We start from the raw sequence: 4722 nt of genomic DNA, 5'->3' as shown, positions 1-4722 counted from the left end.
GCCAAGCCACGCAACGCCTGGCACTCATCCCGACAGCCCTGCACCTGCGCCGCCGTCTCCCACGCCTGCCGACGCTAAATGCAGGAAGCGTGGGAGCGGGCTTGCCCCGCGATGCATTCACAGCCTGTCAAAGCCTGAAACCACCCATCTGCCGCGCCAGATCATCCGCCAAGCCACGCAACGCCTGGCACTCATCCCGACAGCCCTGCACCTGCGCCGCCGTCTGCCGGGCCAGATCGGAAATCCCCTGCACCGTGCGGTTGATTTCCTCAGTGACAGCCGACTGCTCTTCGGTCGCCGTGGCTACCTGGTGGTTCATGTCGCTGATGTGCTCCACCTGATCGGTAATCGCCCCAAGCGAGCTTCCCGTGCGCTGGCTGGATTCGACCCCACTGCCCGTAGCCGCCTGCCCCGCCTGCATTGAAGCAACGGCAGTCCCCGCCCCCTCTTTGAGGCGCTGGATCATCTGCTGCACCTGATCGGTAGACACTTGCGTGCGCCGGGCCAAGGTACGCACTTCATCGGCCACCACGGCAAAGCCACGGCCCATCTCCCCCGCTCGCGCAGCTTCAATGGCGGCGTTGAGCGCCAGCAGGTTGGTCTGCTCGGAAATACTGCGGATCACCCCCAGCACTTCATCGATCGAGGCCACTTCATTGGCCAACTGCTCGACCGCCTCAGCAGCTTTACCGATCTCGCCAGACATCCCCTCGATACCCTTGACCGAACGCTGTACCACTTCCCTTGCCTGCAGCGCTTCATCACGCGCCGACTGCGACGCCTGCGCCGCTTGCCCGGCGTTCTGCGCGATGTCCTGCACGGTCAGGCCCATCTCGTGCACGGCAGTGGCAACCATCTCGGTCATCTCCTGCTGGCGCCCTGAGCGTTCAGCCGTGTCGTCCACCACCTGGGTCACCTGCTCCACCGAGTGGTGCAGACGCTCAGTGGTCCGCAGCACGTCGCCGATCAGCGCTCGCTGGCTGTCGAGAAAACGGTTAAAGCCCCGAGCCAGGTCGCCCAGCTCGTCCTGGCGCGAATCATCCAGACGATGGCTGAGATCGCCCGCACCGCTGCCGATTTGCACCAGCGCTGCGGTCACTTGGCGGATGGGCCGCACCAAGCCACGCGCCAGCAACACCACCAACAGCAGCGAAACCAACGCTACCGCACCGCCAATCAGGCTGGTCAGCCATACCGCTTGGCGCATCTGCGCGTAGATCTCGGCTTCCGGCACCTCGGCCACCAACGTCCAGTTGAGGTCGCGCAGCGGTAGGCCCAAGGCCAAATAGTCCTCACCATCACGTTGGAAGCGGCTGCTGCGCAAACCTTGCCCTTGGCTCATCACCGCCTTGGCCGCTTCGGCGCCGATCTGCTCGGTGAGCTGGCGCTTGGCGCTGAATTCATTTTGCGGATGGACCTGGATAAGCCCATCGTTGCGCACCAGCATCACCCGCCCGTGCTCGCCGAAGCTGAAGTCGTGGATCAGTTTCGAAAGCTCTGTGAGGCGCAGGCCCATGCCGGCCACGCCCACCAGTTGGCCGTCCTTTTCCACCCGATAGTCGATGAACAACGCCACTTCACCCGTGGCGCCATCGATGTCGATATTGATCAGGCGCTCGGCGCCGCTGTCGATGTAGCCGTAGAACCACTTGTCCTTGGGATTCTCGCGGCTGAGCGTGCGGTCCAGGCCATTCTCGTTGTAGTAGTGACCGGTCGCGGTCGAGGCGAACAGCGCGGTAAAGGCCTGGTTGCGCTGCTTGGCAGCTTGCAGGTTTTCGATGAACCGTGGCGCTTGGGCTGGGTCTTCACCGGCAGCCAGCCAGTCGCGCAGCAAGGTATTGCCTGCGATGTCGGCCGCCGCCACCAGCGGCTGGGCGAGCATGCGCTCGATGTCGTTGCGGATGGCTTCGATACTGGCCGGCAGCGCCGTGTCGACCAGGTAGCGTTCAGTCAGGCGGTTGACCGCCACGGTATAGATCGCCACCACCACCAGAATGCTCACCAGCAGGGCCGCGCCCATGCTGGTGATCAACTGCCACTGAATACTCCGCCGCCAGATGCGCATACCCTTCCTCCCCAGGAATCCATGTGCGGAGAAAGTGTATACACTTAAGTATTCAGTCACACCATAGATCAGCAACAATCAAACAGCGCACAAACGGGGGTGGTAACAGCGGAGTGCCCCGTGACGACAAGGGAGCAGGCCCTAGGGCTATCGCGAGGCAAGCCCGCTGCCACGATCCCCGCTCATGTACTACGTGAGTGGTTACTGGTCGCCGATGGTCCGGCTAATGGCATCGACCGTCGCATCAATTTGCGCTTGGGTGCGTGCCAGGGTCTGCTGGTGCTCTTTCTGCAGTTCGATCTGCTTGGAGCACAGGTTCAAGGCCGCCAGTACCAGCAGCTTGTCGCCGATCAGGGTCGGGTACTGACGTTTGGTTTCGGCCAGGGCGGTGTTGAGCATCCGCACAGCCTGCGACAGGGTTTCTTCCTGCCCTTCGGGCGCCTTGATCGAATAATCGGCGCCGAGGATCGACACCACATTGATCGGCTGCGCTTGCAGTCTCATGCGTTAACGACACCTGCACTGGCGCGCTCAACCAGCGCCTGGATACGCGCGGCGGTGGCGCCGTGCTTCTCTTCTTGCTCCATCAGCGACAGCTGCAGGCTGTCGTTTTCTTCCTTGGCCTGGGCCAGTTCCTGGCTGAGCGCAGTGTTTTGCTCGACCAGTTGCGCGTTCTTTTGCAGCAGGTCAGTGACCAACTGCTCGATTTGATTCAGGGAGGCTTCCAACATGGGGGGATATCTCGGTTGTTGCAAAGGGCGCACACGATAAAGAAAAGCGCGAGCCCCCGCCATTAAATATCGGATTCTTAAGGCTTTAGCCTGTGCAGATTGACCGAGTTTGGCCCACCTTGTTCCGACCTGGGTCAACCGCCGGTCAGGAATTTAGATAGGTGGCTCACACTTTTCTCCGGTCGCACTCAAGACTGGCCAGTCACGACCGATAGCCAGGCAGGTCTTATTTCGTCGCACGGACCGCGCGTCCCCCTCTCCTTGCCTGGATCGTCCCCCCATGTCCCTACGCAACATGAATATCGCCCCGCGCGCGCTGCTCGGGTTCGCCCTGATCGGCCTGCTCATGCTTGGCCTCGGCGTCTTCTCGCTGATCCAGATGGGCAACATCCGCCAAGCCGGTGTCGCCATCGAAAACATCAGCGTACCGAGCATCAAGACCCTCGACGAGCTGACCGCGCTCAACCTGCGCATGCGCACCCTGTCCTACCGCTTGCTGCTCAACCGCGAGCCGGCTACCCAACAGGAAACCCTGCGTCTGCTGGATGAGCGCAACGCCCAGATCGACCAGGCCAAGCGTGCCTACGAGCCGCTGATCGGCGCTGCCGACGAGCAGGCGGCCTATGATCAATACAGCCAGCTACTGGCGCAATACCGCCAGCTGGAGTCGCGCATGCGCAGCCTGAGCCAGGCCGACCGCACCGACGAGCTGCGCGACCTGCTCAACCGCGATCTATTGGCCAACTCCGAGCAGATCAACAAGGTCATGGACAACCTGGTGCGGATCAACACTGAGCAGACCCGCGAAACCAACGAAACTGCCGCCAGCCAATACGCCGCCGCGTTCGCCCTGGTGATCGGCCTGTTGATTGCCGCCACCGTGCTGACCTTGCTCTGCGCCCTGCTGCTGACCCGCAGCATCGTCAAACCCATCGATGAAGCGCTCAAGGCCGCCGAGCAAGTTGCCGACGGTGACCTGACCCAGATCATCCGCGCCGAAGGCACCGACGAAGCCGCCCGCCTGCTGCGGGCCATGGCGCGCATGCAGGACAAACTGCGCGACACCCTACAGCTGATCGCAGGTTCCGCCACGCAACTGGCCTCCGCAGCCGAAGAGCTCAACTGCGTCACCGATGAAAGCGCCCGTGGCCTGCATCAGCAGAACAACGAAATCGAACAGGCCGCCACCGCTGTCACCGAAATGACCAGCGCCGTGGAAGAAGTGGCGCGCAATGCCGTCAGCACCTCGGAGGCCTCCGGCGAGGCCAGCCGCTCTGCAGGAGACGGCCGCGACCTGGTGATGGAGACCGTCAACGCGATCGAGCGCATGAGTGGTGATGTGCAGGCGACCGCCAAGCTGATCACCCACCTGGCCGAACAGTCGCGTGACATCGGCAAGGTGCTCGACGTGATCCGCGGCCTGGCGGACCAGACCAATCTGTTGGCACTCAACGCCGCCATCGAGGCCGCCCGCGCTGGTGAAGCAGGCCGTGGTTTTGCCGTGGTTGCCGATGAAGTACGCGCCCTGGCCCACCGTACCCAGCAGTCGACCAGTGAAATCGAGCGCATGATCGCCAGCATCCAAAGTGGTACTGGCGAGGCCGTCGACTCGATGCGCACCAGTACCGAGCGCGCGGAGTCGACCCTGAACATCGCTCGCGGCGCGGGGCTTGCGCTGGACAGCATTGCCGGGGCGGTGTCGCAGATCAACGAGCGCAACCTGGTGATTGCCAGCGCGGCCGAGGAGCAGGCCCAGGTCGCCCGCGAAGTGGATCGCAACCTGGTCAATATCAACGACCTGTCGGTGCAGAGCGCCACGGGCGCGCACCAGACCAGCGCGGCCAGTGCCGAGTTGTCTCGCCTGGCGGTGGACCTCAATGGCCTGGTGGCGCGTTTCCGCGTTTGAGCCAGGGGCACAGTCGCCTG

The 4722-nt window shown here is 63.1% G+C and carries 4 protein-coding genes and 2 pseudogenes; 2 read left to right on the top strand and 4 right to left on the bottom strand.

Features of this window, described 5'->3' with window-relative positions; all coding sequences use genetic code 11:
- Positions 1 to 127: 127 nt before the first annotated feature.
- From ACF8K2_RS04095 to ACF8K2_RS04080, 4 genes and pseudogenes are all read right to left on the bottom strand, one after another.
- Positions 128 to 856, bottom strand: coding sequence for a methyl-accepting chemotaxis protein (locus tag ACF8K2_RS04095; protein ID WP_392463580.1), 729 nt, complete (start codon positions 854 to 856; stop codon positions 128 to 130).
- A gap of 135 nt (positions 857 to 991) precedes the next feature.
- Positions 992 to 2020: pseudogene (locus ACF8K2_RS04090) on the bottom strand (cache domain-containing protein); the annotation flags it as partial.
- 246 nt (positions 2021 to 2266) lie between these two features.
- Positions 2267 to 2569 (bottom strand): cell division protein ZapA, encoded by a 303-nt coding sequence (locus ACF8K2_RS04085; protein WP_186552762.1) that lies wholly within the window; start codon positions 2567 to 2569, stop codon positions 2267 to 2269.
- A complete protein-coding gene (locus ACF8K2_RS04080) occupies positions 2566 to 2796 on the bottom strand; it encodes a hypothetical protein (RefSeq protein ID WP_186552763.1) in 231 nt (76 codons plus the stop codon). Before ACF8K2_RS04080 ends, ACF8K2_RS04085 begins: the two co-directional genes overlap by 4 nt.
- A gap of 280 nt (positions 2797 to 3076) precedes the next feature.
- Between ACF8K2_RS04080 and ACF8K2_RS04075 the strand changes: the two are divergent.
- Both ACF8K2_RS04075 and ACF8K2_RS04070 read left to right on the top strand, forming a co-directional pair.
- Positions 3077 to 3847, top strand: a pseudogene (locus ACF8K2_RS04075) (MCP four helix bundle domain-containing protein); the annotation flags it as partial.
- Positions 3830 to 4702, top strand: a complete 873-nt coding sequence (locus ACF8K2_RS04070) for a methyl-accepting chemotaxis protein (protein WP_372353311.1) — start codon at positions 3830 to 3832, stop codon at positions 4700 to 4702. The pseudogene ACF8K2_RS04075 and the gene ACF8K2_RS04070, both read left to right, overlap by 18 nt.
- Positions 4703 to 4722 lie beyond the last annotated feature (20 nt).

The organism is Pseudomonas sp. xss_2 (assembly GCF_043104195.1).
Taxonomy (GTDB): domain Bacteria; phylum Pseudomonadota; class Gammaproteobacteria; order Pseudomonadales; family Pseudomonadaceae; genus Aquipseudomonas; species Aquipseudomonas urmiensis.
This window is presented reverse-complemented; position numbering and strand designations above follow the sequence as displayed.

Excerpts from the sequence above, each read along its gene's own strand:
- ACF8K2_RS04095 (WP_392463580.1), bottom strand. The coding sequence starts at position 856 with ATGGTTGCCACTGCCGTGCACGAGATGGGCCTGACCGTGCAGGACATC.
- ACF8K2_RS04085 (WP_186552762.1), bottom strand. The coding sequence starts at position 2,569 with ATGAGACTGCAAGCGCAGCCGATCAATGTGGTGTCGATCCTCGGCGCC.
- ACF8K2_RS04080 (WP_186552763.1), bottom strand. The coding sequence starts at position 2,796 with ATGTTGGAAGCCTCCCTGAATCAAATCGAGCAGTTGGTCACTGACCTG.
- ACF8K2_RS04070 (WP_372353311.1), top strand. The coding sequence starts at position 3,830 with ATGGCGCGCATGCAGGACAAACTGCGCGACACCCTACAGCTGATCGCA.